This window comes from Clostridium sp. KNHs214, from assembly GCF_000744935.1.
Lineage (GTDB): Bacteria > Bacillota > Clostridia > Clostridiales > Clostridiaceae > Haloimpatiens.
The window spans coordinates 579,675-604,134 of the sequence record NZ_JQMW01000009.1 but is presented as its reverse complement, the minus strand read 5'-3'; the positions used below and the strand labels follow the sequence as shown (position 1 = coordinate 604,134).

The following is a 24,460-nucleotide window of genomic DNA, read 5'->3' as shown; positions in this document are numbered from 1 at the left end:
ATTATCGCTTCATTTCTTTATTAATATTTTATCATAACTCTTTGTAAGCGTAAAAAAACACCAAAGCCCTGGTATCTACTTGGTGTTCATTTATGCTTTCATATTTTATTTTATAACCTTAAGATTTGCTATATTCTCCATATTTCTAGCTGTTACTATCTCTACTGTTGCCAAGTCTTTTCTCATATTTTCAACTTTTGCTGAAAGATGAGAAATTTCATTACACATATTATCATGTTCTGCCTTATTAGTTATTGCCTTATCTTCAAGTATTCTTAAAATTCTTCCATGTTCCTTTTGCTGAATTTTTATAAATTTTACATCTTCTTTTAAACTAGATACATCTCCTTTTAAACTAGACACATCTCCCTTTAAACCAGATATATCTTCCTTTAAACCAGACACATCTTCCTTTAAACCAGACACATCTTCCTTTAAACTAAACACATCTTCCTTTAAACCAGATATATCTTCTTTTATTGGATTTAATTTCTCATCTAACAAATTACTAATTGCACTCAATATATCTTTATCCATTGAATTCACCACCATAATTTATTTATACATATATTTTATCATTAGATTTATATTACATCAACTAGAAATTCATTCCAGTTTAGTATAAATACCTATACCAAAAGACACTAGTAACTTTCATGCTAGCTACTAGTGTCTCTTTAATCACCTTTAGATTCTCACATCTAAATTTATTCCTAAACTAGGGTCAGCTGATTGCTCTAACATTTTTGTCATTTCCGCTGCATTTTCTTTTCCCGTATTCAAAGCTAACTTCATAACAGACAAACTAGCTTGCTCCATAAGCTTACTTTGGCTCATTGTCATTGATAAACCTGCTATATCCATATTACCCCTCCTTGTATTAATCTATATATCGTAGCAAAAATAAAAAACCTTAGAATCTTTAGCATATCACTTAATTAAAGAGATTTTAAAAGTTCTATTATATAATTTGGCTGCTGATTAGCTTGAACAAGCATAGCTTGTGCTACCTGCTGAAGAATGCTATGTCTTGATAAATTCATAATTTCCTTAGCCATATCTGCATCTCTTATTCTAGATTCTGCCGCAGTTAGATTTTCAGATGTATTTTCTAAATAACTTATTCTGTGTTCCAGCATATTTTCAGACGCTCCCAAACTAGCTCTTTGGGAAGATACATTATTTATGGCATCATCTAATATTTTAATGGCAGAGGATGCATTTTCATGACTAGAAATATCCAATGCATATTGTGAATTACTACTGGTATCATTAGTTACATTTTTAATTTTAGTATACTTTGCAGTAACAGTTCCATCCTTAGAAGTTACAATTCCATCTGCAGTATCTCCACTTATTTTTAAAGCTTCAGCTCTCATATCCTTTATTCCTACCGAACACTCTTGTCCTTTATTAGCGCCAGTTTGGAGGATTATATTTGATAAATCTCCTTCACCTCCATTTAAAAGCTTTCTAGTATTGAACTCAGTGGTGTTTCCAATTCTGTTTATCTCTGAAGTTAATTGATTTAACTCTTCTTGGAGTGCTTTTCTATCTTCTGGTGAATTGGTATCATTGGCTGCTTGTACAGCCAATTCTCTCATCCTTTGTAAAATTGAGTGAGTCTCATTTAGTGCTCCCTCTGCAGTTTGGATTAGAGATATACCATCCTGTGTATTTCTAGCTGCCTGTTCCAGCCCTCGTATTTGCCCTCTCATTCTTTCTGATATAGCAAGTCCTGCAGCATCATCTGCAGCGCTATTTATTCTAAGTCCAGAAGAAAGCCTCATCATAGCCTTACTACACATATTTGAATGCAACATTATGTTTCTATAAGCAGTCATGGCATTTATATTATGATTTATTATCATTTGATCTTATCACCTCCTATTGCAATTTTACTTTGAGTATTTCACTCCATGAATTACTTCCCCATAACTATGAGTATTAAATATTTTAAACCTTTCATACTGTTTTTTCCAAGTATCAGTTACCTTAAATTTTAGCGAAATCCTCATGGATTAAGCAGGATCTAGCTTAATCCATGAGGATCTCTTTTCCTGTTTTTTGTAAGTAACAGTTACCCAATTTACCCAATTTCGTCTGCTAATATACTTAGCTCCTTTAGTATTTCTCTAAAACAACTATCATTAATACTTTTACTGCTATCTTTTCTTTCTCTCATAGCCTTGTAAAATTCATTTATTGTTGCATAATCATATTCTTTGTGAAATCTCGCATTTAGAATTATGCCCGTAGCAAATATAAAAGTTTGTGCAGTTACATCTTTATAAAGATATTCCTCTCCATGCAAAAAATCCATTTTATATACTTTATCTTTTCCTCGAACATTCTTAATTTGAAAAATAGCATTAAATTTATCATCAATTTTAATACTATTTCTTTTTATATTAGGTTCATTTTTTTGCATTCTTGATATGCTTGTATCTAGTTTTTTCCTCCTAGATTCCTCTGTAGAATTAAATCTTTCAAATACTTCAATGCCTATGTTAAAATTTTCCAAAAAATTTTCATATGTATACTTATCCGATATACACTTTTTCATTATAATCATATGTATTAGTTCCTCTTTCATAGTATCTAACATGTTCTGTCTATATTGTACCCACTGTAGCTCTTACTCTAATGCTATTTTAATTCTTTTTTTCTCTTTCTTTTATTCTCTCATTTACCTTGTTATAGCTTGGCACTGGGAAAATTTTCACCCCTGGGGTGCAGGTGGGGCACCGTAGCTAGCTAAAAGGCTCCTTGACGATTACCTTTGCTGGACTTTCACCAGCTAGTATGGTCCAGCTTAGCTGGACGTGCCCCCTAAGGTCGTAACAAAAGGATGTAGCGAAGCGGAAGACTTTTTTTGTTTGCTAATGCTGCCTTAAAATATTTATTAAATTATAAAAATAATATTTTTTATTTCTACTCTTACCATCTGAATAAATAATTTGCTTTTCTTCTAACTTATTCAAATACACTCCTAATGTACTGCTTGGAATATCAACTATCTCTAATATTCTTTTCTTGGTAAATATAGGTCGTTTAAACATTACATTAACTATATCTATTAATTTATTTGAATTTATTATTTTTCTACTCTCTTCTATAGTTATATTATATAACTCATCTATCTTCTCAATTAATTTTATATTTTGATTTGCTTGATTTATAATAGCAGTTATGAAAAACTTTATCCATGCATTCCATCTTTGTGATGCTAGCATTTTGAATTTATCATCATCATTGGAACCTTCAATTCTTATATCATTTAACAACTTATAATACTTAAATTTATCTTTTTCTAAACTTTCACTTATAAAGAAATTTGGAGAATCAATAAAACCCTTATCAAATAAATATAGTGGTATAAGTATTCTCCCTATTCTTCCATTACCATCTAAAAAGGGGTGTATAGTTTCAAATTGAGCATGGATAATTGCTATTCGTATTAAATCATGTAAGTCATCCTTAGGCTCATTTATATATTTTTCTAAATTACTCATATATTCAGGAACTCTCTGTGGTTCTGGTGGTATATATGAAGCAGTTTGAATTGTACATCCTTTTGGCCCTATAAAATTCTGTATTGTCCTAAATTCGCCTGGATTTCTATTTTTCCCCCTTACATCACCAGATAATAGTATTTTATGCATCCCCTTTATTAGCCTTGTTGATATAGGTATTCTCCTTATTAAATCTTCCCCGACTCTTAAGGCTTCAGAATAATTTAATACTTCCTGAATGTCATTTGTTTTTTTATTTTCATCAGCCCCATATTCAAGCATATCATCTAAAGTAACTTGAGTTCCTTCTATTTTAGTTGATTGTATTGCTTCCTGTAATGTTATAGGTGCTAATAATAACTCTGGATCTATTTTAGATTTATTTAATAGCACTTGATATATCCCTACTAATTTGTTTGCTTCTAATAATTCTTTAATAAATTCTTTAATATTAATTAAATCATCTATAGGTAAATTAAAAGGCTCATATGCTTTTGCCATATTATCCCCTCCAATATAACTTCGTTGATTTTTGTTATATACTATATATATTATAACACTTACAACAAAAAATAAACATTTTTTGTTGCAAAATTCGAACTTGACTATTTAATATTTCTTGTGTAGAAAACTTTACAAATCTCTTTACATGTTCATTCAACAAAACCTATCAGTAACTACCAGATACCAAACCACCAAGTAACCACCAGATACCAGGTACCCTAGCGTACGTATAATTCATAAAAAACTTAAGCATTTTTTCCAAGTAATAATTACCTAAATAAATAACTCTGGTTCTTTCCTATAATGAAATTTAATTTCCAACTCCTGTTTATGTCTCAAATATACCGTATTGTCAAAACATTTCGCCTGCACAGGACATTTTTTAATGCATGCACAACATTTAATGCAAATTCCATTTAACTTAGTTACATTTTGATAATCAATAGACCCCATGGGACAAACTGATACACAAAGCTTACAATTTATACAGTCATTATTTGTTTTTGGTTTAACTTTTCTTATATCAAAAGGATTTCCATATTCATCTTTAGGCATATAGTATTTTCTATAAGGTTTATTTCCTTTTACAACTACAGTTTCTATAGGGTTCTCATATATAATTTTATTATAGATTTTATTAGCAAACTCATTTACCACATGCATATCTTTTTCGTCAGGTCTGTTTTTACCTAAATCATTGGAAAAAGAATGTTCTCCTATAAAAGCAGCTCCCGCAATAACTCTAAATCCATCCGATTCTAGTATATCTCTTAGTTCTATCAATGCATCATCATAATTTCTATTTCCATAAATCACCATCGAAATTGCTAACGCCCCATTACCTATGATAGAATTTAAATATTTTAAAAGTACATTAGGTACTCTTCCTGCGTAAACTGGAACACCTATGATAATAATGTCATCTTTTGAAAAAGATATTACTTTTTTTCTTTCCTCCGGTAATGTAAAATCAATTATATTTACATTTTCTTTTAAACCAATATTATGCCGAAGTTCTTTTGCTATACCTAATACTATTTTTTTAGTTGTACCTGTAGCACTAAAATACATTGTATTTATTCTATAAGACAAAATCTATCATCCCCCTTTTTAAGTAACATCTACCTAAAAAACACTAGTAACTTTCATATTAGCTACTAGTGCTCCTTTAATCACCTTTAGATTCTCACATCTAAATTTCTTCCTAAATTAGGGTCAGTTGATTGCTCTAACATTTTTGTCATTTCCGCTGCATTTTCTTTTCCCGTATTTAAAGCTAATTTCATAACAGACAAACTAGCTTGCTCCATAAGCTTACTTTGGCTCATTGTCATTGATAAACCTGCTATATCCATAATCCCCCTCCTTACATCAATCTATATATCTATATAAACATTCTAATTTTATTTTTACTATTCTATAGAACAACGTATTATTATCATTTATTATAAATTTCATTTACCCATATACTTGGGTTTTTGAAATTATATTACATGTTTTCAATATATATCATTAAACATCACTATTATACCATATTATATAATAAATTTCATTTTAGCCTTCAAAATATAACTTGTTATATTCCTATAATTTCTAAATGCATTACAGATAAAAAAGCACCAGTAGTTTTCTTACTATCACTGGTGCTCACTTATTTACTGTATTATTTTTCTACTATTTAATTACATCATATTTAATCTAAATAGTTTTTAACTATTATTTTTCTATTACCATACTGATAAACATCATCTTTAGTCTTTCTAGGAATAAAACATTTTCTGCATGCCTCTATCTTCTTAAATCCCTCATTTTCTACATGAAGTTCTCTTATAGTATTGAGTTTTTTTCCATGCCATATATCATATATACTTTCAGAATATGCATCGCCTACTACACACTGTCCTTCAGCATTTGCACAACAAGGTAAAGCTTGTCCATCAGATGTTATAAATAATCTCTGGTATAGCATTGGACATGAAAAATTATCAATATAATAACTTTCTGGCATAAGCCCAACATTCCACTTTATAAGAGGAAGATAACTTACCATATCTGTTAAAGGAGCTAATTTTTCATAATATTCAAAAGGATTTTTTTCAATTGCTGGCCAGATAGTTTGAACTTTTATTACTGGCTTTTCTGAATTATACTTTTCTTTTATTTCTTTCATCTTTGTTAACTTATGAATCATATCATTAAATTTTAAAGGATATCTATTTTTGTCATATTCTTCATATAACCCATCAAAAGATATTATTATCCAATCAACACCAGCTAATAACAATTGTTCAAAATAATCTGGTTCTAATTTACTACCATTAGTTAAAAAAGAAATTTCTTTAATATTTTTTTGTTTTGCATACTTTATAATTTCAATCAAATCTGGATTTAATGTTGTTTCTCCTCTAAAACTTAATCTTAAAGTAACTACTTTTCCTCCAATTTCATCTATGATTTTTTTTGCTAATTTAGTTTCCATAAATTTTTTAGATACCTTTTTTTGAAAACCTTCCGTTATAGTATAACAAAACGGGCATTTTAAATTACATACACTTGAAAGTTCTAGTCCAACCTCAAGAGGATATTCTGTAACATCTAAATTTTTAGCTAGTTCAGTCCATTTTTTTCTATATTCATAGTACTCCTTTTCAAAACCTATTGCCCTTTTTCTTTCATATTCTTTTTCCCTATTTTCTGTTTCTAGTGTATAATTTCCTTTATTAATTGGAACATACTTTTTTACAGTATTATTTTTCATATAGCTTAAACCTTCCTTCCAAATTAATACTAAATTTAATACAACCTAATGTATAAATATTTTTTTACTTTTTAATTAAAATTATTTTTCATATTAACTATCTCAATAGTGCTCGTACTTAATTATAGCTAAATAAATATTTTATCATAAAATATTATTTGCTCTATATTCGTGTGACTTTTCATAGTTAGATATTTATTAATATTAAACAAAATACAATTTAAAATTTATCTAATCTCAATTATATAAGTTATTTTATTTGTGCTTGTATTTTGACATGAAAAATTCACAGTTTAGGGAATAGTTATTACTAATCAATTTTTGAGTTAATTTACTTATTTCTTCTCTGTAATTCCTATTATTGCAAATTTCATCTAATTTACTTACTAATATATATTTATTTAACTTCTCATGCCATCCTAAATTACTTATCATACCCATATGGTGAAACTTATTTCCTATTTTTATTTGATTATCTGCTATAATAACTCCTAAAGTAGGAACTCCACAACTTGAAAGTTCATACAAAGTGCTGCCACAAGCTGATATTGCTAAATCGCATTTTTGCATTAATTGAAACATATTTGCATTAAAATACAATTTTATGTTTTTATTTTCTTTTTCATATTGTTTTAGTTCATTTACAGTATTAAAAGTTGGACCTACTATTACATGAAACTTATAATCTAGTTGTTTCACATAAGATAAAATTTTCCCTATAACATTATTGGGGTCCGCTCCACCAACTGTTATTAAAATATCTTCTACTTTTTTCTTTATAATCTTTTTAGGTACATTTCTAAATTCTTCTCTGAGCATAGCATATTTAGGACCTAAAAATAATTTTGTATTATTATTAACTCTATAATTCAAATCTTCTGCATTAATATTTTGATTAATTAAAAAATCCACATTAAAATAATACAAATTCATATCATCTATATATCCTGTGTATTTAAATAATTTTTTTGTTTCATTAAAATAATTCTCATCTACATCATAACTGTCTGTAATAAGAATATCTGCCTGTACATTGCTTAATTCTTCTAAAATGTTACTTTCATCAATAGTTACAACATGAAATCCTTGTTTTTTAATCTTTATTATACCTGGGCTATATATATCTGAAAGCGGCTCATCTACCCTACAGATATAAAAAACATCATTAGCCTTAGCTAATTCCTTAGCTAAAACTAATGTTCTCATAATATGTCCCATACCAATTTTAGAACCACCATCTGCTCTAATAGCTATCTTCATATTTATCACCTTATTTTATTATTCTCACAACCTCAAATGCTTCTGCATATTGCCTACTTATAATGCTACCCCACTTTAAAGCAGAAACCTTCAAATTTTTATTTGATCTTGGGTGTGGAAATTCCCTTAGTTCACTAACATAACATTCCATTGCCTTTAATTTTGTATCTAAAGTTTCTGTTATATCAACAAAATAATTTGGCTTAAAATTTGTTGTATTACTAAAATTCCATTCTGTGGAGGAAACTGTTTCAAATACATATATTTCTTTTACATATTCATGTCCAATAGGCCTTGTAGCCGTTAATACAGCTTCGAAAGTTATCCTATGATCTATATTTAAATCTCCTCCAAAATGTGTGTATATTATATCTGGTTTTATATCTTCTATGTATCTTTCTACAATTTTTGTTATATCTAATAAAGGAACTGAATCAAATCTATTATCCAGCAAGTTTTCCATATAGACGTTTTTATATCCTACAAATTCTGCTGCTCTAAAGGTATCTTCATGAAGTTTTTGCACTTTATTATTATCCGCCAGTTCTCTTCTATCATATCTCGATGTCATTCCCTCTCCCAATATTATTGCAAAACATTCATCACCATCTTTAACATGTTTCGCAATAGTTCCACCTATTCCTAGTATTTCATCATCTGGGTGTGCGGCTATTACTAATATTTTTTTCATCTTAATCATCCTCATCTATTATTTCAACATTAGCAATTATTTTATTACTTTTAAAACTAGCTCTTGAAAATTCGAGCTTGTATTTTCCAAATTTTATAAAAGCTTTAGGATATCCCTCTCCATCTAACATTCTTATATAATCATATATTTTTTCAATATCAAATTCTGAAAGCATCTCACTTTGTGAGGGCTTTCTTCTTTTAAATTCAACAACCTCTCCGCTTTGTTTTTTAGGTGTTATCCTCTCATTAATTATTCTAGGTATCATTTTATTAAAAATAATCTTAGAAGCACGCATAAATATCTCATCAGCAGTACCATTTAAATTTAAATTTTCCTTAAAATAAATATCTCCTGCATCAATGCCATCATTAACTTTAATTGCTGATATTTTTGTATTTTCTACTCCTCTTTCTATCAAATTTTGTAAAGGACTTCCCCCTCTACCATAAGGTAAATCGGTCATATGAAAAACCACACAATTAAAGTTTTTATAAAGCTTACTCTCTATAATCCATGACCAATGCGGGAAAAAGATATAATTAGGATTTATTTTGCATACTTTTTCATACTCTAAATCTTTTCTATCGGTAATTATAGAAATATCATCCTTAAATTCATTACATCTTTTAAATTTTTCTGCATTTTTTATATTCCATGATTTAATTGTAGCTACTATAATCTTCATACTATATCACCTTACTCCATGAAAGAGGTGTTCCTCTTTCTATATCACAAGATGCAGTTTTTCCCAATATTTCATCATAATATTTAGGTTTCAAACCATCACCTGGTCTTATTATTCTTATATTTTTCTCTGTAAATTTTTCACCTTTTTTAATATTTTCTACTATAAAAATTGATCTTCTAAATATCTTACTTTGACTTTCTTTATCAGAAAGATTATAGCTTACTTTTCCTATAGCTCTTTCTGCGGCTCTAATATCTTGCACCATTTTTTTAAATTCATGTGGCTCCATAGAAAAAGAAGAATCTGGATTTTCTATATTTCTACTTAAACAAAAGTGTTTTTCAATTACTTTAGCGCCCATAGCAACTGCAGTAACTGCTGCAATTGATCCTAAAGAATGATCTGATAATCCCACTGGGACTCCAAAAATATCCTTTAGATTTTTCATAGTCATTAAATTCATATCCTCTGGTATAGCAGGATATGCACTGGAACACTTTAGCAAACATAAATTATTATTTCCTTGTGATTTAATGGCATTTATTGCTTCCTCAATTTCTTCTAGTGTTCCCATTCCTGTAGACATAATAATAGGTTTATTCCTAGATGCAACATATTTAATAAGTGGAATATCAACCAATTCAAAAGATGCTATCTTATAAAAATCTACATCCATATTTTCTAGGAAATCTACTGAAGTTTTATCAAATGGAGTAGATAAAAAATCTATTCCTATTTTTTCAGCTTCTTTTTTTAATCCTTCTTGCCATTCCCAAGGAGTATAAGCCTTCTCATATAGCTTATATAGATTTTCTCCCTTCCACGTTCCATCCTTAATGGAAAAATATTCATTATTACAATCAATGGTCATAGTATCTGGAGTATATGTTTGAATTTTAATACAATCTGCACCAGAAACCTTTGCTGCTTTTACTATTTCTACAGCTCTTTCATAATTTCCAGCATGATTTGCTGACATTTCTGCAATTATATAACATGGCTGATTGCCTCCAATAAGCCTGCCATTAATACTTATCCTACTATTCATAACTACTCCTCCCTGTATATTTTAACAATATACTTTTTACCATTAAGCATAAAATAAGCTGGATATCTTTCATTATCAACAACTCTAAGTAAATTAAACTGTTCTCCAATGGTTTTATTAATATCTAGTTGACTATCCTTAGGACTTCTTTTAGGATAAAAGCATTCCTCACCTTGTTGAGATTTTCCTTGAACATTAGGATATCTTTTTATAAATTCTAAAACTAGTTTTTTCGTATATAATCCCTGTTTATGCTTTATTTCTTCTAAAAGTTCACTGCCATCTAAATGTATAAATTCCTGTAAATATATATTTCCAGCATCAACACTTTCAGCAGCTTCAAAAAGGGTTACTGGAATTGTATCTTTACCTTCTAATACTTGCCATGTAACAGGACTCCAACCCTTACCCATAGGTAAATCACTTTCATGTACAACTAAATTATGTTTATTCATTTTCATATAAGAAACTGGTAGGATTTTTTCGCAAGATAATAAAAATAATAAATCACCTGAAGTAATTTTTTTATAATCATCAATAACCCTTACTTTATGACCTAATTCCTTTATTTCTTCTTTTAATTCTTCAATATAAGGAATTATCCAACTATTTGGGTTATCACACATTAAAGTAATTAACATACTAATCATCCTTTTATACTTTTTTCTGTTCTATATTAGCATTTATACTTTTAAGTTCGGGATAATCATTATATAAATCCAATATATCTTTAAATCTAAATTCTGAAATCATATGAGGATACAATAAATCATATATTTTATTAATAAGTTGAAAATCTTCTTCAGTATCTAATGTCCATCTTAATTCTGAGTAATCTATATCATTCTTATAATAATATAATTTAAAAATGTTACTGTTATCCCATATGTATGGAGTAACATGCTCCCTATCTCTCTGCAATTTAGATTCATTAAAGGCTTTTTCCAGTGTTCTAAAACTAAATACTTCTGTATCCAATCCCCGTGGATATGTCCTTTTTATAGTATTACTTACGTAATCATACTTATCATTATTATCTAAATAATATTGTATTATTTTTTCGCTTACTTCGTAATCAATAAGAGGACAGTCACTTGTAACTCTAACCACTACATCTGCCTTATATTTTTTAGCTGCATAGTAGTACCTTGAAAGTACATCATCTTCTGAACCCCTAAAATATTTAACTTTAAGTCTTAAAGCTTCCTCAACTATTTTATTATCATTTTCTTTATCTGTAGTAGCAATAACTATTTCATCTATATTTCTAATCTTCCTTAACCTCTCAACGTCATGTTCTAAAACTGTTTTTCCACATATATTTTTTAATACCTTACCAGGTAATCTTGTGGAACCTGTTCTAGCTTGCATAATACATACTACTCTCATAAAAATCCCTACTTTCTATAATAAGCTATTACTTTATTTACAGCTTGAATAACATCCTCAACGTCTTTATCAGTCATCTTGGGAAATAGTGGTAATGTAATCATGCTTTCATATGCTTTTTCAGCCTCTTTACATATACCTTTTTTATATCCTAACTTTTGATAATAAGGATGTAGATAAACAAGTATATAGTGCACATTTACTCCTATATTTTCTTCTTGTAAAGCTTCAAAAATTTCCTTTCTTCCCACTTTTAATCCATCTAGATTTAGTCTTATAACATATATGTGCCAACCTGAATTTGAATATTGGGTCTCATATGGAGTAATGACTTCCTTTAAATTCTTAAATTCTTGATTATATTTCCTTACTATATTTCTTCTTTTACTTAAAAATTTGTCTATTTTATTTATCTGACTTATACCTAATGCACATTGCAAATCAGTTATCCTATAATTATACCCTAAATCTATTTGCTCATAGTACCACGAACCCTCATTATTGAACATTAAATCTCTATCTCTAGTAATTCCATGAGTTCTAAATAAACTTACTTTTTTATACATTTCTTCATCATCTGTTACAATAATACCGCCTTCTGCCGTAGTTATCGGCTTAACTGGATGAAAACTAAATTCTGTCATATGTGCTTTGGTACCAACTTTTCTTCCTTTGTATTCACTCCCTAAAGCATGAGCTCCATCTTCTATTACTGTTAAACTATATTTTTTAGCTATCTCCATTATTTTATCTATATCTACTGATTGTCCTGAAAAATCCACCGGAATAATAGCCCTTGTCTTATTTGTTATTTTCTCCTCTATTTTATTTACATCTATATTCATTGTTTTAGGATCAACATCACAAAAAACTGGAGTTCCACCACAATATAAAACACAGTTAGCAGAAGCTGCAAAAGTAAGCGGTGTAACTATTACTTCATCCCCATCTTTTATACCTGCAGCATGACAAGCTGCATGAAGAGCTGCTGTTCCATTTGAAACTGCTACTGCATATTTTGCTCCTACATATTCTGCTACCTTTTGTTCAAATTCTTTAACTTTAGGCCCAGTTGTTAAATAATCTGATTTCAAAGTGTTTATAACTTCAATAATATCCTCATCATCTATCCACTGTTTACCATAAGATAAATATGTATTTCTAACTGGTATTCCACCATTAATAGCAAGTTCCATATGCTCCCCTCCTATCTAGTAGCTGCAGCCTCAAATTCAGCTTTGGCTTCTCTATAATCATATAATCTAAGTTTAATCATTTCTTCTTTTAACTGCTCTTTAGTTAACCATTCAGTATTTTTTCCTGAATCATACTCAAATCCTTCTTGTATTAACTCACCACCTGGAGTAAAATACCTATCAACGTTCCACCAGTCAAAATGAGGATATATTATGTAATGTTTAGGATATTCATATGTAGTCCTCCAATCATCACTAGTTATCATCACTTCATGTAATTTTTCACCTTCTCTTATACCTACTTCTTTAAGTTTACAATTTGGTAACATCGCATTTGCTAAATCTGTTATCTTAAATGAAGGTATCTTAGATATGTAAGTTTCTCCGCCCTTAGATTCTTCTAAAGCTTTAAACACTAACTCTACTCCCTGTTCTAGGGTAATCCAAAATCTAGTCATTCTAAAATCTGTTATAGGAAGCTCATCGCATCCATTTTCTATTAATGATTTAAAAAAAGGAATTACAGATCCTCTACTGCCAGCAACATTACCATATCTAACTACTGAAAATACAGTTCCTCCTTCCCCTGAATAAGCATCTGCAGCAATAAAAAGCTTATCAGATACCAATTTAGTCCCTCCATATAAATTTATAGGATTAACTGCTTTATCTGTTGAAAGTGCTACTACTTTTTTAACCTCTCTATCTAATGCTGCGTCTATTATATTTTGCGCGCCATGAATATTAGTTTTTATAGCTTCAAAAGGATTGTATTCACAAGCTGGAACCTGTTTCATAGCTGCAGCATGTATCACATAATCTACTCCGTTAAAAGCTCTATATAATCTATCTTTATCTCTAACATCTCCTATAAAAAACCTTAGCTTGCCTATTTTATCAGGATATTTTAGTAAAAATTCCTTTTTCATAAGATCCTGTTTAAATTCATCTCTTGAATATATTATTATTTTTTTTACATCATATTTTTCTAAGGTCATTTGGGCAAATTTTTTACCGAAGGATCCGGTACCACCTGTAATTAATATTACTTTATTTTTTAGCATACATACCACCTACTTAATCTATAGTTATTTTGATTAATTAAAAACTTCTCATATTTAATATTAAATATAACTGTATTGAAATATCTTTTTATACTTGTTTGAATATAATTTCACTGTAATCATCTTCTATTAGTTTATAAGCTAAATCTATGTATTCTCTTACTTTCATAATACTGTTTACAATAATTTTTTCCTTTGACTGTACTATTTTATTTCTATCAGAACCTTTATAGCTAAAGCTCGTCTTTATACTTAAAATATCAGATTGTAAAGCAGGAGATACTACCTCTTTATATACCGGTATTTCCTTTATTCTATTTTCAAGAGTTTCTAAATATATTAACTCATTTTCTATTCTATTTAAACTTACATTTTTTTCTTTAAGTTTAATTAATTTTTTTATAAATTTTAACATATCTTCTTGTATATTTCTTATCTCTAATAATTCCTCTTTCATTATATTTAAACCTTGATCAATTTTTTTCTTATATTGTTTTTTTATATCTTCATTGCTAAATCTAGAACCTATTTCTTCTAAATTAATCCGTGTCTCTCTCTTTAGTTTTTTATCGAAAACTTCTTGAGCTGTTAAATTTTCTGCACCTTCAATACCAATTCCCCCCTCTGTTGCATTAAGAAATTCAATATTTTTATAGTTCCTTATAGTTGCTTCCATTACATATTTCATTTGCAAATAAGAGTCTATGGAATATACTTTTTCCCCATAAATATTTTTTAATATAATATATCTCTGTTTTTCAAGCCATTGTTTATCCTCTTTTTCTGTAGTTATACCTTTTGCGTGTAATCCTTCCTCAGTATAAGATAAGTCTTGACCCATAAAAACTACTCTACTGCAGCCAATTTCACATAGGAAATTTAATACTCCATTTGCTACAGAAGAACCTGAAAGAAATTCTCTAAATGGTATTCCTGTTTTTTTGTATATATATTTACCTAAGTATTCTGATTCTAATATAAACCTTATTTTATCCCCTTTATATTCTGGCAGTATTTCATAATATAGCTGATTGGTAAATATCAATGGAGAGGAACTTGTATCGATATTCTTAAAAATAGTATTTTCATGTGGCGCTCCATCTATAGCTACCCTAAAATGTGGTGTAATCCCCTTACTCTCCAAGACTTTTATAGCAGAACCTACAGCCACAATAATAGCCTTTTCCTTTAATTGTTCTATAATATTTATATTTTTATTTAAAGAAGGCCCTGCCGATACAATTACAGCTGTTTTCCCTTTAAAATTATCAATTATAATCTCTATAGGAATTACATCTTCTATTTTTAAATTTTTTATAGAATTCATAAGCCATAACTGCCATAAACCTGCAAATGTTCTTATATCTCCTGACTTTACTTTTAATATTTTAAATAATTCGGTAGTCATTTCATTATAATAAGAATTAAATACACTACAATAGGATACATGAAAAACCATAGATGCTTTTTTTGATTCTAACATATTAAAATATAAGGCATCAACCACAAAATCTTCTTTCTTGTTAACTACAAAAGTAATATTTAAATCCTTTTTTAGGATTTCATTAATACGACGATTTTCTAAATAAGACTTAAAAATTTGCAGTGAAGGTTCAATTACTATTATTTTATATAATTTTTTACAATTATTTACTATATGCTTAAGTGCATCACCATTACCTATCCCAAATAATATAACAGTATCCACATCATTCTCTGTATTTTTCAACATTGATCTTATTTCATTTTCTATATTATAAGCACTTTGCATATAACATTTAGCTTCCTTTGACTCTATTATGTAATTATCTTGATTTGGTACTTTTTCTAAATAAATACTTTGTATTGGTTTCTCTTCTAATACAGTTCTATATAATAAGGGGGTTCTCTTTTTCAAAAAATCCAAATTTTCTTCAAATATATCCATGTGCATCCTCCTTTAAAATAAATTTTCATTTTGTAAGACAGTCTTTAATTCATATTTTAAAATATCTGATGCTAATAAGTAATCTTTGTTTTCTAAACTTAAAGTTAAGTAATATATTATTTCTTTCCATATTCTTTGATTTTCTTCCTTAGAAAATTTAAAATTTTCTTCAATATTTTCTACTATTTCCACTGTTTCTTTTATAACTTCATGAAAATTACATTTAAATACTAGTTCCTCAATATAATATATCTTTTTTATCAAAAAATCTTTATTCATAGCTACACCAACTTTCTTTTAAATATTATCCCAAAAAGGGTCAGAGAGAAAACTCCCTGCCCCTCTATTTTTATTATTTGAAAACTTCACTAAAAGAATCATTATAATAATTATTAAATTTACTTTATATTAATCATTAAACATTTTATCATAATATTAGATATATACTTACACCTACACTTACATTATCGAAATTCACTATGTGTACTTTATAGGTTAAATTAAAATATTATTTTATAGTTATTCTAATATTGTCCTCAATTTTATATAACAGCTCTTCCCATTTCTACATATATTATTTGTAACTAACAGCTTATTACACCTAATTTATTAATAATAAATATAGAATAATTATTTATCGTATACATTATTTTTTTAATAGAAAAAAGAGTCTGAGTAATGTACTCTGACTCTTTAATATTACCTTTATAGTTTTATCTTCAACTATCTTAATAATTGAAGAACTCCTTGAGGTTGTTGGTTAGCTTGAGCAAGCATAGCTTGAGCTGCTTGAGCAAGTATATTGTTCTTGCTGAAGTTCATCATTTCTTTAGCCATGTCTACGTCTCTAACTCTTGATTCTGATGCTTGTAAGTTTTCTGAAGATGTATTCAAGTTAGCAATTGTATGTTCTAATCTATTTTGGTATGCACCAAGTTTTGATCTTTCAGCTGAAACTGATTCAATTGCCTTGTTAATTGTTGTAATAGATGCTGATGCTCTCTTTTGACTAGAAACATTAATACCTATAGCTTTACTTGCTTCTTCGTCTACAGTAGTTACATTAACAGTAGTATCTCCTGCAACTGTTGATGTAGTAGTTCCAACAAAAGTATCTAATGCAGATACTGCAATTCCAGCTTCGTCTGCAATTGCTTCTAATGCTGCTTTAACGTCATCATTTTTTGATGTTATAGCACCAACTACTCCTGTTTTTCCAGCACTTTGTTTTAATGTAATAGTAATTTCATTTCCAGCAGTATTTAATTTTGCTGTAGTTGTATCTACTGCTTTTGCTGTACTAGTTGTATCTGCTGCTGCAAATTTAATAGTTAAAGCTTCTCCTGTTTTACTAGTAACTTGAAGGCCAGTTACATCAGTAACATCACTTGCTTTATAAGCAGTTCCTTCTACACCTAATGCCTTAGCACCCATAGCACCAATCTTTAATGTAATGTCTTGTCCTTCATTAGCTCCTATATGGAATTTTCCTTCGAAATCTCCACCTAAAAGATTTTGAGTATTGAATTCTGTAGTATTAGCTATTCTTGAAAGTTCTTGTGCTAATTGGTCTACTTCTTTTTGAATTTCTCCTCTATCTACTTTTACGTTTGTATCGTTTGATGATTGAACTGCAAGTTCTCTCATTCTTTGTAGTATTGAGTGAGATTCATTTAATCCACCTTCAGCTGTTTGGATTAAAGAAATACCGTCTTGAGCATTTCTTGAAGCTTGGTCTAATCCTCTTACTTGAGCTCTCATTTTTTCAGAAATAGCTAATCCTGCAGCGTCATCTCCAGCTCTGTTTATTCTTAAACCTGAGCTTAATTTTTCCATTGATTTTCCTGATGCTACTGTGTTAGCTGTCATCATTCTATGAGCGTTCATAGCGTTCATATTGTGGTTAATTATCATAATAAATTCCTCCTTGAGTTTAAAGTGCACTTCCCTGCGCACTATTTTTTATTTATAGTTAAGACTAATGTCCTACTAACAACTTTTTATTTATTGCTTGCTTGTTTTAATTATCGTATTCTCTCTCTTAACCTTTACACCTTTTTTAATATTTTTTTATAATTTTACTAAATCTTAAGACATTCCCATTTGTGAATACAACCAGTTACTTTGTGAATTTAAATTATTCATATTTCTCTCTAATACAGCAAACATATTATAATATTTTTCTTGTTTTCGATAAATTTTCTCTTGCATTTCCTTTATGGATTTATTTCTTTTTTCTATTTTATTAGATAAGTCATTATTTGTTACCCATCTAGTATCTTTATAACCAGCTTTTTTAATTAAAACGCCTTCTGAACCTATATAGCTATTAAAAGTTTCTTTAAATCTTTGAAGTATTCCTTTTTCATTTTTATTATCACTACTTTGAGTAAATAGTTTTTGGACTTGATCACCTTTTGTCTCTAGTGCTTCTTTAAGTTTTGCTTCATTTAATTTAAGTTTTCCGCCATCTTTCCATTTACTAGTAGTTTCTATACCTATTTCTTGAGCACTTAGTCCAGCTCCTTCTACGGTGCTATAAAAAGTTTCTCTTAAATTTGTAAGTAAACTAGAAAGACTAGCTTCTCTAGAAAGTATTCCTTTCTTAGCTTTTTCTTCCCACCTTTTTATTTCATCATTACTCAACTCTTTCTTCTGTTCTTCTGTAAGTGGCTTGAATTTATATTCTCTTTTCTCATCTACTTTAGTTTTAATTTTATCTATTAGAGAATTGTATTTATCAATAAATTTTCTGAACTTTTCTATTTTATCTGTAGCATCTGGCTTTATGTCTATGCTTACTTCATCATTAACATTAGCACCATCTATGTCATATTGGATATTATCTATGGTAAAAATATTTTTATTAAAAGTTTTAGATTCAAAATACTCAGTTTCTCCTGGCGGTTTAATAGATACCTTAGCATCTTTACCAGTAAAACTACCATCTATTTTAAGAACTTCTGCTGGTGTTCCTGATATACTTAATGTTTCAGTAGCTCCCGTCTCCTTAGTTTCAATTGTAAATTTTCTAGTAAGTTCACTAAAGCTTATATTTATATGATTGCCTAAAGGATCTTCGCTATCACTGCTAAGTTTAGTATTTCTAATATCACTTAAAAAACCACCTATAGATTTGGTATTATCTACATTTACAGAAGATTCTTTGTCACCTACTTGAAACTTCATTGTTCCATTGGAAATTCCAAGAGTTTCCAACTTAGTATTTAAGTCTGTTCCCTCTGTAAACGCATCACTTTGTTTTCTAGCAGTTTCTGCTACTTGCAAAACCTTCACTGCATAGTTTCCCTTTGCAGCTCCACCTAGAGCAATAGCTTTAATTTTATTTTCATCACTACTTTGAACCTTCAATCCTGAATAAGCTAAATTAGACATTAAGTTAGTTTCTTCTGGGCCTAGTATATCTAAATACGAGTTGTAAAACTCCTTCAAATCATTAATTATATCTATATAAGCTTCTTGTTGCCATTCTTCTATCTGTTTTCCTTGCTTCATTTGGTCTAATTTCATGTTGTCTCCAGTAAGCATTTTATTAACCATACCATCAATATCCATGCCTGTGGCTAGACCTGTAATTCTACTATAATCTGTATTTTTATTACTTGTCCCATTTATTTGCATAAAATCACCTCCACTATATTTTTGTACTAAAGAAATTTCTATTTACTGTAGAATTTTTATTATAATTCTTATTGGCGCTATTTTTAACTTTCATCTTGTTCATCTCAAGTTTTGCTTCATCTTTTTTCTTCCATGCTAATTTTGTCAATGTATTTTCATATTTAACCAAATCTATTTCTTCACATATATTTTGAAATTCATTTTGTGTATATTTTAAATCACCTATAGATGATATAGTCTTTTCCCTCTCTTCTACATAAGCATCCATATTTTCTAATTTCTCTTGCTCTATGCAATTTATTAGCTTTTGTGTTAATTGCTTATATAATAAGAGTTTTTCTTTTAGTTGTGTATTAAATTAGAACACCCCCTTTTTATAATTCCCAATCCCTAATCTCTAGTAACCAGTCCTTAATACTTAGTTTTTAATTTTAAATTTATAAGCACTAGTTATTAATGATTAGTCATTAAATTTAATTATATTTATTATGAAATTTAATGACAATTTATTTTGGGGATTGGCTACTGGTGATTAAAATAAATGCATTACTTTGCGCCTTTAGAAACCTTATATGCTTGATCCCACATATCCTTTACTTCTTCAATAAGTGGTATTACTTCATTCATTATCTGTACATCTTTTTTTAAATTAGCTTGTACCAATCTGTCTACTATAAATTGATATACTGCCATTAAATTTTTTGCCCATTCTCCACCCTTGTTCACATCTAAGGTCACCATTAACTCATAAAATATGTCTTGAGTTTTTACTATATTTTCGTGAGCTTTTTTTATATCTTTATCTACCATAGCTTGTCTTGCTATTTTTGAAAATTTAACTGCTCCATCAACCAGCATTAGTAAAAGTTGTTCTTTTGAAGCAAAGTTCACACTATTATTTTTGTAGGCATTATATGCATTTGCATGTCCACCGTACATTCTTATTCCTCCTATTTTCTAATGTCTATAAACATCCCTCTATCTTCATTACAATACTCTACTTCTTCTTTGTAAGCATCTACATCTATATCTTGTGATTTATACGCTTCTACTTCTATCTTGCCTTCTCCCTTTTTAAACTTTTTAAGTCTATAGGCAAAACTTCTGTCTTTAGGAGTATCTTCACTTTTGTCATGGTTTATTCTTATTTCGTCTTTTCTGTGCACAACTCCTGACTTTGTGGTGTCTTTCACCCGTTGTCTAAGTTCTGTGTCTATTTTATTCAATCGAAACTCCATAAAAACACCCCCACGTTAGTGGGCTAGGGTTCTAGAGGGCTAGAAGACTAGTTTTTGTATTAATTTTTAATTTTTTGTCTATAATGTAAATATAGTATTTATTATGAGGTGGTTTCATTGATTTCTGAACAAAATAGTATTATATATAAAATTAGAACTTCTCAATGCATCAAATACTATAAATGACGCTACCTATAAAGATTTACTAGATCAAATTACTCAAATAATCAAAATACTAAGTTCAATTATCAGAAATACAAAACTAAAACACCATCTATAATCACAAGCACTCTAGCACGCTGGCAAACTAGCACACTATTTCCTCCTGGTCCTCTAGCCCTCTGACACTCTAGCCCCCTTCGTCAATAAAAAAGCTAAGCTTTTTTATCGACGATGATTCCTATCATTTCACACATTTTAGCAACCATATCGAGTATCTTCTTTGGCGGTATTTCCTTCACTACTTCTTTTGTTTCATTGTCTACTATTCTTATTACATATTCGTTGAGTTTCTCGTGTTTTTCGTATTCTAAATGAGTATCCGCGTTTTTTATCAATTTGTTTAATCCATCCACCATATTTTTTACTTCTCTTCCGTCTACTACTTTTGCATCCTTATTGTTATATGCTACTTTAGACGTACTTTCTAATGTTTCTTTGGCACTATTATTAGATGATTGTAATGATACCTTAGCTGCAGAATTTACATTTACAATACTCTGTCTTCCTTGACTTATTGAGTTGATTTCCATATCAAACACCCCGCTTATTAGGGGGCTAGGGGGCTGGAGGACTAGGGGGCTAGTGAAGAACCCCTAGCGCTTAGCACCGCTAGCTCCTATTTTTTTAAATTTTTAAGCATATCCATGTGAAAATTTAATGCGTTTTTGTTTTCCTCTTCTACTTCTTTTAAAAGCTCTTTTCTAAGTATAGTGACTTCTTTAGGTGCATTTATAGCTATTTTTACAGAACCACCATCTATGTCTACTATACTTATTTCTATATCTTCTCCTAAAACTATAGCTTCTCCTTTTTTTCTTTTAACTACTAACATTATTCTGCCGTTGCATAAAACTTATAAAAAGTTATAAATATATAAATCTTACTTGTATTGTTCGTTACCAAACAACATTTCCTGTTCATGGAGTCCTATTTTGAATAATTAATTATTCTACTTTAGTTTGTGTAACTCTCCAAGGACTTGAATTCCCCCACAACGCAGGGTACACATTAGCATTATCTTTTTGTGTGATATTATGCTAATTTATAGTTACCAAGATTAACTGAAGCATTTTTATCTCTGTCTATTTTTAGTCCACATTTAGGGCATACATAAATTCTATCTTTTAACTTTAAATCTTTTTTAACACTTCCACAAGAGCTACAAGTTTTAGAACTTGGATAAAATCTATCTGCCGTGAAAAATTCTATTCCATTAAATTCACATTTGTATTTTATTTGTCTTATAAATTCATAAAAACATTGCTCTTGAATTGCCTTTGCTAAGTGTTTATTTTTCATCATTCCACTTATATTTAAATCTTCCATGACAATTCTATAAGGTCTTAACTTAACTATTTTATTAGTAGCCTGATGAATATGATTTAGTCTTATATAGTTTAGCTTTCTATGGACTAATTTGATTTGTCTTTCTGTTTTTAATATATTTTTAGTTTTTATAAATTTATTTTCCTGTCTATTAGCTTCATATTTTCTTGATACCTTTCTTTGCAATCTTTTTAATTTCTTTTTTAACTTTCTAACCCTTAAGGATTTATTAATGTTTTTAATGGGCTTTTCTAAACAGTTTACAATGGCTAAATTCATTAATCCCAAATCAATACCTAAAGATAAATCTTTATTAATCTCAACTTGGTTTTCATTGTGCTCAAATCCTAATGTTAAATGCCAGTACTTACCGTCAAAATAGCATCTTGGATTATTGTATTTAGGCAAATTGGGTATATTATAATTAGTCTTATACTTAACTTTACCTATTTTCTCTATATTGACTTTTCCATGGTTAAATTTAATGGCATCATATCTAACATAAAAGGATTTTTTAGAATGTCTTTTGGTTTTAAATTTAGGATGTTTTGATAATCCTTTAAAGAAATTATCATAGGCATTATTTAAATCTTCAAAGGCATATTGTGTAACTTGAGCAGATACTTCATTTAACCACTTATAATCCTTATTCTTTTTAAGGTTATTGTTAAAATCTGTTCTTACTTTTGCCTTTGAGGGTTTAAGCCCATTTTCCTTCATCTCTTCTCATTTTGAAAGTCCCCAGTTGTAAGCAAATCTTGCACATCCTACGGATTTAAACATTAATATTTCTTGCTCATTAGTGGGTTTTAATCTTATTTTTATTGCCTTAATCATCATCTCACCTCACTTTCTAATATTAGTATTCCCTATATTACTAGGTTTATAGGCTAATACTAAAAGTTGGCAAGATTTTAGATTTTAAAGTTAAAAATTTATACTGTATTGAAATTAATGATTGCATTATATATTTATAACTTCTTACAAGTTTTACGCATATTCACCTAGTATCGCTAATACTAAGCAGTTCTCAAAGTCTTGTAAAACTCATGAACTTCTCATACTTTCATATAAGCGTAGACTATATCATCACCTTAATTAAATTAAAAATTATCAACTGTCAATTTTCAATTCTTAATTCTCAATTAATCTAAGGTGTCCTCCACTTCCACTACCAATAGCTTGTAGTGTACTCCCATCACAGGATAGTCGTTGAAGTTTCCCCTTTTTGAGGCTTACCTGCTGATTGCCCATTGTCGCAACCTAACGGTTTTTAACCATAAGATTGGTGCACTTAGGATTTAACCTTATGCTATCTAACTAATTTTTTCTGCTTTCACAACTATCACGCCTAGGTTTTTTTCATCCTTACGTTGTAGTTTAGTTAGCTTTAGGGGTTTCCAGCAATTCAAAGGATTTTGGATGTATATAATACATCACTCCATGCTCTTTATGAACATGGGAGGCTGTCAACAATTTTCTAAGTTAAAAGTTATAAAACTTCACAGTGAATTATAACTTATTTGTAACTGTTAGTTACCTCCTTAAAAATAGGCTGCTTTATTAAATATTTTTCATTATTTAATATTATTTGTTCCCCTAATTTTTCTTTTATATTAATTATAATAGGAGCTCTCAAATTAGTAGTTATTTTTTCTACATCTGAATCTAAAGTAACTGTAGTTAAAACCAGCACATCTTCTTGTGAGTTTATTTTTAATCTTTTTATTACTTCTTCACATAGATGAAATTCATAATTTTTATCTACTATAAAAGGAGAAATCACCACAAATCCCACAGAGCCATCTTCTACAGAATGTAGAACATTGAAAATTTCATTTTCCTCCACTGGAAAGGAAATAAATCTTTTTAAATCTTCAAATCCACATATACCTTTATTAAAATCCCATACATCCTCTTCTTTATATTCACGAATTCCGTGATATTTTGTGCTTAATTTCATGTAATACACCCCTTTTTAGGGGGCTA

25 protein-coding genes and 2 pseudogenes are annotated in these 24,460 nt (G+C 29.1%); all 27 read right to left on the bottom strand.

Features of this window, described 5'->3' with window-relative positions; translation table 11 throughout:
* Positions 1-105: 105 nt before the first annotated feature.
* Positions 106-537: a hypothetical protein gene (locus CC89_RS05230; protein WP_035289884.1), complete on the bottom strand. Its 432-nt coding sequence runs from the start codon at positions 535-537 to the stop codon at positions 106-108.
* 150 nt (positions 538-687) lie between these two features.
* Positions 688-864: a YjfB family protein gene (locus CC89_RS19870; RefSeq protein ID WP_081896973.1), complete on the bottom strand. Its 177-nt coding sequence runs from the start codon at positions 862-864 to the stop codon at positions 688-690.
* A 74-nt stretch (positions 865-938) separates the two neighbouring features.
* The gene (locus CC89_RS05225; protein ID WP_035289882.1) at positions 939-1,871 is read right to left on the bottom strand and encodes a flagellin N-terminal helical domain-containing protein; all 933 of its coding nucleotides are present in this window, start codon (positions 1,869-1,871) and stop codon (positions 939-941) included.
* Between the two features lie 218 nt (positions 1,872-2,089).
* Positions 2,090-2,566 carry a hypothetical protein gene (locus CC89_RS05220; RefSeq protein WP_207641498.1) on the bottom strand — a complete coding sequence of 159 codons (477 nt, stop codon included), beginning with the start codon at positions 2,564-2,566 and terminating at the stop codon, positions 2,090-2,092.
* Between the two features lie 316 nt (positions 2,567-2,882).
* Complete coding sequence (locus CC89_RS05215; RefSeq protein WP_035289878.1) at positions 2,883-4,016, bottom strand: Fic family protein; 1,134 nt, start codon at positions 4,014-4,016, stop codon at positions 2,883-2,885.
* 276 nt (positions 4,017-4,292) lie between these two features.
* Positions 4,293-5,090, bottom strand: coding sequence for a flavodoxin family protein (locus CC89_RS05210; protein ID WP_502685625.1), 798 nt, complete (start codon positions 5,088-5,090; stop codon positions 4,293-4,295).
* A gap of 107 nt (positions 5,091-5,197) precedes the next feature.
* Positions 5,198-5,374, bottom strand: coding sequence for a YjfB family protein (locus CC89_RS19865; RefSeq protein ID WP_081896972.1), 177 nt, complete (start codon positions 5,372-5,374; stop codon positions 5,198-5,200).
* A gap of 338 nt (positions 5,375-5,712) precedes the next feature.
* Positions 5,713-6,777: a radical SAM/SPASM domain-containing protein gene (locus CC89_RS05205; RefSeq protein ID WP_035289874.1), complete on the bottom strand. Its 1,065-nt coding sequence runs from the start codon at positions 6,775-6,777 to the stop codon at positions 5,713-5,715.
* Between the two features lie 255 nt (positions 6,778-7,032).
* Positions 7,033-8,037, bottom strand: a complete 1,005-nt coding sequence (pseG, locus tag CC89_RS05200; RefSeq protein WP_051931514.1) for a UDP-2,4-diacetamido-2,4,6-trideoxy-beta-L-altropyranose hydrolase — start codon at positions 8,035-8,037, stop codon at positions 7,033-7,035.
* A gap of 10 nt (positions 8,038-8,047) precedes the next feature.
* On the bottom strand, positions 8,048-8,728 hold the full coding sequence (locus CC89_RS05195) for a PIG-L deacetylase family protein (protein ID WP_035289872.1): 681 nt from the start codon (positions 8,726-8,728) through the stop codon (positions 8,048-8,050).
* A 1-nt stretch (position 8,729) separates the two neighbouring features.
* The gene (locus CC89_RS05190; RefSeq protein WP_035289870.1) at positions 8,730-9,416 is read right to left on the bottom strand and encodes a formyl transferase; all 687 of its coding nucleotides are present in this window, start codon (positions 9,414-9,416) and stop codon (positions 8,730-8,732) included.
* Between the two features lies 1 nt (position 9,417).
* Positions 9,418-10,467, bottom strand: a complete 1,050-nt coding sequence (gene pseI / locus CC89_RS05185) for a pseudaminic acid synthase (RefSeq protein WP_035289868.1) — start codon at positions 10,465-10,467, stop codon at positions 9,418-9,420.
* A gap of 2 nt (positions 10,468-10,469) precedes the next feature.
* Positions 10,470-11,108 (bottom strand): formyltransferase family protein, encoded by a 639-nt coding sequence (locus tag CC89_RS05180; RefSeq protein ID WP_035289866.1) that lies wholly within the window; start codon positions 11,106-11,108, stop codon positions 10,470-10,472.
* 13 nt (positions 11,109-11,121) lie between these two features.
* Positions 11,122-11,856: a cytidylyltransferase domain-containing protein gene (locus CC89_RS05175; RefSeq protein WP_035289864.1), complete on the bottom strand. Its 735-nt coding sequence runs from the start codon at positions 11,854-11,856 to the stop codon at positions 11,122-11,124.
* Between the two features lie 8 nt (positions 11,857-11,864).
* Positions 11,865-13,052, bottom strand: a complete 1,188-nt coding sequence (pseC, locus tag CC89_RS05170; protein ID WP_035289862.1) for a UDP-4-amino-4,6-dideoxy-N-acetyl-beta-L-altrosamine transaminase — start codon at positions 13,050-13,052, stop codon at positions 11,865-11,867.
* An 11-nt stretch (positions 13,053-13,063) separates the two neighbouring features.
* The gene (gene pseB, locus CC89_RS05165; RefSeq protein WP_035289857.1) at positions 13,064-14,116 is read right to left on the bottom strand and encodes a UDP-N-acetylglucosamine 4,6-dehydratase (inverting); all 1,053 of its coding nucleotides are present in this window, start codon (positions 14,114-14,116) and stop codon (positions 13,064-13,066) included.
* Between the two features lie 88 nt (positions 14,117-14,204).
* On the bottom strand, positions 14,205-16,043 hold the full coding sequence (locus CC89_RS05160; RefSeq protein WP_035289854.1) for a motility associated factor glycosyltransferase family protein: 1,839 nt from the start codon (positions 16,041-16,043) through the stop codon (positions 14,205-14,207).
* 12 nt (positions 16,044-16,055) lie between these two features.
* The gene (locus CC89_RS05155) at positions 16,056-16,322 is read right to left on the bottom strand and encodes a hypothetical protein (protein ID WP_035289851.1); all 267 of its coding nucleotides are present in this window, start codon (positions 16,320-16,322) and stop codon (positions 16,056-16,058) included.
* Positions 16,323-16,766: 444 nt separating this feature from the next.
* Positions 16,767-17,957, bottom strand: coding sequence for a flagellin N-terminal helical domain-containing protein (locus tag CC89_RS05150; protein WP_035289848.1), 1,191 nt, complete (start codon positions 17,955-17,957; stop codon positions 16,767-16,769).
* Between the two features lie 174 nt (positions 17,958-18,131).
* Positions 18,132-19,685, bottom strand: coding sequence for a flagellar filament capping protein FliD (gene fliD / locus CC89_RS19450; RefSeq protein ID WP_051931512.1), 1,554 nt, complete (start codon positions 19,683-19,685; stop codon positions 18,132-18,134).
* Between the two features lie 13 nt (positions 19,686-19,698).
* A pseudogene (gene fliT / locus CC89_RS05140) lies at positions 19,699-20,001 on the bottom strand (flagellar protein FliT); the annotation flags it as partial.
* A 230-nt stretch (positions 20,002-20,231) separates the two neighbouring features.
* Positions 20,232-20,624: a flagellar export chaperone FliS gene (gene fliS, locus CC89_RS05135; protein ID WP_035289842.1), complete on the bottom strand. Its 393-nt coding sequence runs from the start codon at positions 20,622-20,624 to the stop codon at positions 20,232-20,234.
* Between the two features lie 11 nt (positions 20,625-20,635).
* Positions 20,636-20,923 carry a hypothetical protein gene (locus CC89_RS05130; RefSeq protein WP_035289839.1) on the bottom strand — a complete coding sequence of 96 codons (288 nt, stop codon included), beginning with the start codon at positions 20,921-20,923 and terminating at the stop codon, positions 20,636-20,638.
* A gap of 374 nt (positions 20,924-21,297) precedes the next feature.
* Positions 21,298-21,675, bottom strand: coding sequence for a flagellar protein FlaG (locus CC89_RS05125; protein ID WP_035289836.1), 378 nt, complete (start codon positions 21,673-21,675; stop codon positions 21,298-21,300).
* 86 nt (positions 21,676-21,761) lie between these two features.
* On the bottom strand, positions 21,762-21,977 hold the full coding sequence (gene csrA / locus CC89_RS05120; RefSeq protein WP_035289832.1) for a carbon storage regulator CsrA: 216 nt from the start codon (positions 21,975-21,977) through the stop codon (positions 21,762-21,764).
* 200 nt (positions 21,978-22,177) lie between these two features.
* Positions 22,178-23,308 (bottom strand): annotated as a pseudogene (locus tag CC89_RS05115) (RNA-guided endonuclease InsQ/TnpB family protein).
* 682 nt (positions 23,309-23,990) lie between these two features.
* Entirely contained in the window at positions 23,991-24,434 is a 444-nt protein-coding gene (gene fliW / locus CC89_RS05110; protein WP_035289829.1) for a flagellar assembly protein FliW, read from the bottom strand.
* Between the last annotated feature and the right edge of the window lie 26 nt (positions 24,435-24,460).

Excerpts from the sequence above, each read along its gene's own strand:
- CC89_RS05230 (WP_035289884.1), bottom strand. The coding sequence starts at position 537 with ATGGATAAAGATATATTGAGTGCAATTAGTAATTTGTTAGATGAGAAA.
- CC89_RS19870 (WP_081896973.1), bottom strand. The coding sequence starts at position 864 with ATGGATATAGCAGGTTTATCAATGACAATGAGCCAAAGTAAGCTTATG.
- CC89_RS05225 (WP_035289882.1), bottom strand. The coding sequence starts at position 1,871 with ATGATAATAAATCATAATATAAATGCCATGACTGCTTATAGAAACATA.
- CC89_RS05220 (WP_207641498.1), bottom strand. The coding sequence starts at position 2,566 with ATGAAAAAGTGTATATCGGATAAGTATACATATGAAAATTTTTTGGAA.
- CC89_RS05215 (WP_035289878.1), bottom strand. The coding sequence starts at position 4,016 with ATGGCAAAAGCATATGAGCCTTTTAATTTACCTATAGATGATTTAATT.
- CC89_RS05210 (WP_502685625.1), bottom strand. The coding sequence starts at position 5,090 with ATGTATTTTAGTGCTACAGGTACAACTAAAAAAATAGTATTAGGTATA.
- CC89_RS19865 (WP_081896972.1), bottom strand. The coding sequence starts at position 5,374 with ATGGATATAGCAGGTTTATCAATGACAATGAGCCAAAGTAAGCTTATG.
- CC89_RS05205 (WP_035289874.1), bottom strand. The coding sequence starts at position 6,777 with ATGAAAAATAATACTGTAAAAAAGTATGTTCCAATTAATAAAGGAAAT.
- pseG (WP_051931514.1), bottom strand. The coding sequence starts at position 8,037 with ATGAAGATAGCTATTAGAGCAGATGGTGGTTCTAAAATTGGTATGGGA.
- CC89_RS05195 (WP_035289872.1), bottom strand. The coding sequence starts at position 8,728 with ATGAAAAAAATATTAGTAATAGCCGCACACCCAGATGATGAAATACTA.
- CC89_RS05190 (WP_035289870.1), bottom strand. The coding sequence starts at position 9,416 with ATGAAGATTATAGTAGCTACAATTAAATCATGGAATATAAAAAATGCA.
- pseI (WP_035289868.1), bottom strand. The coding sequence starts at position 10,467 with ATGAATAGTAGGATAAGTATTAATGGCAGGCTTATTGGAGGCAATCAG.
- CC89_RS05180 (WP_035289866.1), bottom strand. The coding sequence starts at position 11,108 with ATGTTAATTACTTTAATGTGTGATAACCCAAATAGTTGGATAATTCCT.
- CC89_RS05175 (WP_035289864.1), bottom strand. The coding sequence starts at position 11,856 with ATGAGAGTAGTATGTATTATGCAAGCTAGAACAGGTTCCACAAGATTA.
- pseC (WP_035289862.1), bottom strand. The coding sequence starts at position 13,052 with ATGGAACTTGCTATTAATGGTGGAATACCAGTTAGAAATACATATTTA.
- pseB (WP_035289857.1), bottom strand. The coding sequence starts at position 14,116 with ATGCTAAAAAATAAAGTAATATTAATTACAGGTGGTACCGGATCCTTC.
- CC89_RS05160 (WP_035289854.1), bottom strand. The coding sequence starts at position 16,043 with ATGGATATATTTGAAGAAAATTTGGATTTTTTGAAAAAGAGAACCCCC.
- CC89_RS05155 (WP_035289851.1), bottom strand. The coding sequence starts at position 16,322 with ATGAATAAAGATTTTTTGATAAAAAAGATATATTATATTGAGGAACTA.
- CC89_RS05150 (WP_035289848.1), bottom strand. The coding sequence starts at position 17,957 with ATGATAATTAACCACAATATGAACGCTATGAACGCTCATAGAATGATG.
- fliD (WP_051931512.1), bottom strand. The coding sequence starts at position 19,685 with ATGCAAATAAATGGGACAAGTAATAAAAATACAGATTATAGTAGAATT.
- fliS (WP_035289842.1), bottom strand. The coding sequence starts at position 20,624 with ATGTACGGTGGACATGCAAATGCATATAATGCCTACAAAAATAATAGT.
- CC89_RS05130 (WP_035289839.1), bottom strand. The coding sequence starts at position 20,923 with ATGGAGTTTCGATTGAATAAAATAGACACAGAACTTAGACAACGGGTG.
- CC89_RS05125 (WP_035289836.1), bottom strand. The coding sequence starts at position 21,675 with ATGGAAATCAACTCAATAAGTCAAGGAAGACAGAGTATTGTAAATGTA.
- csrA (WP_035289832.1), bottom strand. The coding sequence starts at position 21,977 with ATGTTAGTAGTTAAAAGAAAAAAAGGAGAAGCTATAGTTTTAGGAGAA.
- fliW (WP_035289829.1), bottom strand. The coding sequence starts at position 24,434 with ATGAAATTAAGCACAAAATATCACGGAATTCGTGAATATAAAGAAGAG.